The sequence below is a fragment of the Pseudomonas gingeri genome (assembly GCF_013386115.1).
In the GTDB taxonomy this organism is placed as follows: Bacteria; Pseudomonadota; Gammaproteobacteria; order Pseudomonadales; family Pseudomonadaceae; genus Aquipseudomonas; species Aquipseudomonas gingeri.
On the sequence record NZ_JACAOR010000021.1, the window covers coordinates 1 to 2,043 of the forward strand.

1 protein-coding gene is annotated in these 2,043 nt (G+C 64.4%); it reads left to right on the forward strand.

The annotated features are described in order from the left end of the window. A partial coding sequence (gene tkt, locus HX881_RS32560) for a transketolase (protein ID WP_177088667.1) occupies positions 1–1,977 on the forward strand: 1,977 nt, incomplete at its 5' end. Between the last annotated feature and the right edge of the window lie 66 nt (positions 1,978–2,043).

Sequence of the window (2,043 nt, forward strand, 5' to 3'; positions counted from 1 at the left end):
GCCAACGCCATTCGTGCCCTCAGCATGGATGCCGTGCAAAAAGCCAACAGCGGCCATCCGGGTGCCCCGATGGGCATGGCGGATATCGCCGAGGTGCTTTGGCGCGATTATCTGAAGCACAACCCGAGCAACCCGTCCTTCGCCGACCGTGACCGCTTCGTCCTGTCCAACGGCCATGGCTCGATGCTGATCTACTCGTTGCTGCACCTGACCGGCTACGACCTGTCCATCGACGACCTGAAGAACTTCCGCCAGTTGCACAGCCGCACCCCGGGCCACCCGGAATACGGCTACACCCCGGGCGTGGAAACCACCACCGGTCCGCTCGGCCAGGGCCTGGCCAACGCCGTTGGCTTCGCGTTGGCGGAAAAGGTGCTGGGCGCGCAGTTCAACCGTCCCGGCCACAACATCGTCGACCACCACACCTACGTGTTCCTCGGTGATGGCTGCATGATGGAAGGCATTTCCCATGAAGTCGCCTCCCTGGCCGGCACCCTGGGCCTGGGCAAGCTGATCGCCTTCTACGATGACAACGGCATCTCCATCGACGGCGAAGTCGAAGGCTGGTTCACCGACGATACGCCGAAGCGTTTCGAGTCCTACAACTGGCAGGTGATCCGCAACGTCGACGGCCACGATCCGGAAGAGATCAAGACCGCCATCGAGACGGCGCGCAAGAGCGAGCAGCCGACCCTGATCTGCTGCAAGACCACCATCGGCTTCGGCTCGCCGAACAAGCAAGGCAAGGAAGACTGCCACGGCGCCCCGCTGGGTGACGCGGAGATCGCCCTGACCCGCGCGGCGCTGAAGTGGAACCACGGTCCGTTCGAAATCCCCGCCGACATCTATGCCGAGTGGGATGCCAAGGAAGCCGGCCGTGCGGTCGAAGCCGAGTGGGACCAGCGTTTCGCGGCCTACTCCGCGGCCTTCCCGAGCGAAGCCAACGAGCTGGTGCGTCGCCTGAGCGGCGAGCTGCCGGCCGACTTCTCGGAAAAAGCCTCGGCCTACATCGCCGAAGTCGCGGCCAAGGGCGAAACCATCGCCAGCCGCAAGGCCAGCCAGAACACCCTGAATGCCTTCGGCCCGCTGCTGCCGGAGTTCCTCGGCGGTTCGGCCGACCTGGCCGGTTCCAACCTGACCCTGTGGAAAGGTTGCAAGGGCGTCAGCGCCGAAGATGCTAGCGGCAACTACATGTACTACGGCGTGCGTGAGTTCGGCATGACCGCGATCATGAACGGCGTCACCCTGCACGGCGGCCTGCTGCCTTACGGCGCGACCTTCCTGATGTTCATGGAATATGCCCGCAACGCGGTACGCATGTCGGCGCTGATGAAGAAGCGGGTGATCCATGTCTACACCCACGACTCCATCGGCCTGGGCGAAGACGGTCCGACCCACCAGCCGATCGAGCAACTGGCGAGCCTGCGTTGCACGCCGAACCTCGACACCTGGCGTCCGGCTGACGCGGTGGAATCCGCCGTGGCCTGGAAGCACGCGATCGAGCGCAAGGACGGTCCTTCGGCGCTGATCTTCTCGCGGCAGAACCTGCAGCACCAAGCGCGTGATGCGGCGCAGATCGACAACATCAGCCGTGGCGGTTACGTGCTGAAGGATTGCGCGGGCGAGCCGGAACTGATCCTGATCGCCACCGGTTCGGAAGTCGGCCTGGCGGTGCAGGCGTACGACAAGCTGAGCGAGCAGGGGCGCCAGGTTCGCGTGGTATCGATGCCATGCACCAGCCTCTTTGATGCCCAGGACGCGAGCTACAAGCAGGCGGTGTTGCCGCTGCAGGTGGGCGCGCGTATCGCCATCGAGGCCGCGCATGCGGACTACTGGTACAAGTACGTGGGCCTGGAAGGCCGCGTGATCGGCATGACCACCTACGGTGAGTCGGCGCCTGCGTCCGCGCTGTTCGAAGAGTTCGGCTTCACCCTGGAGAACATCCTGGGTCAGGCTGAGGAACTGCTGGAAGACTGAGTTCGAGAGTGACTGCGCTTGCTCCGGCCTCTTCGCGGGCAAGCCCGCTCCCACGGTTCTGATGTC